This window comes from Salegentibacter lacus (assembly GCF_020164555.1).
GTDB classification, from domain to species: Bacteria; Bacteroidota; Bacteroidia; order Flavobacteriales; family Flavobacteriaceae; genus Salegentibacter; species Salegentibacter lacus.
The window spans coordinates 1-491 of the sequence record NZ_JAIQZB010000068.1 but is presented as its reverse complement, the minus strand read 5'-3'; the positions used below and the strand labels follow the sequence as shown (position 1 = coordinate 491).

Here is a 491-nt window from a genome sequence, read left to right as displayed (position 1 = left end):
CGATGTGCTATTCCCGCTTCACTTAATAGTAGGTTCCTGGCTTTTTCTTTGAGACGGATCAGGTTATGATTGCGCTCGATCATCCTATTTCCCTTCGATTTATGGCAAGCACCGCGAAGCGGGCACCCCTGGCAGTTTTGAGCCTGGTAGCGATGAACCTGCTGCTTAAAACCGGTAGTGGTTTCACTCTCATAACGCTTTACTTTCTTCATCGCCTGGCCCATAGGGCAGTAATATGTATCGGTTTCTTTATTGTAGAATAGGTTGTCCGGATGGAATGGGTTTTCCCGATGCTTTTTATCGCGCTGTTCTTTATGGAAGTAGTTATACTTTACATAAGCTGTAATTTCCTTTTCTTCTAAATCGGTATAATTCTCTTCACTGCCATAGCCGGCATCTGCAGTAAGGCTTTGTGGTGTTTGATCGTAGGAGTCTACATGATCTTGCAGGTGGTTTTTTAAGGTAGTGGTATCTGCGGTGGTTTGGGCTAA

Annotated in this window: 1 protein-coding gene; it reads right to left on the bottom strand. The window is 44.6% G+C overall.

Going from position 1 to position 491, the window contains the following annotated elements; genetic code table 11:
* The coding region (locus tag LB465_RS18105; RefSeq protein ID WP_224471317.1) for a transposase at nucleotides 1–491 on the bottom strand (491 nt) is incomplete at both ends.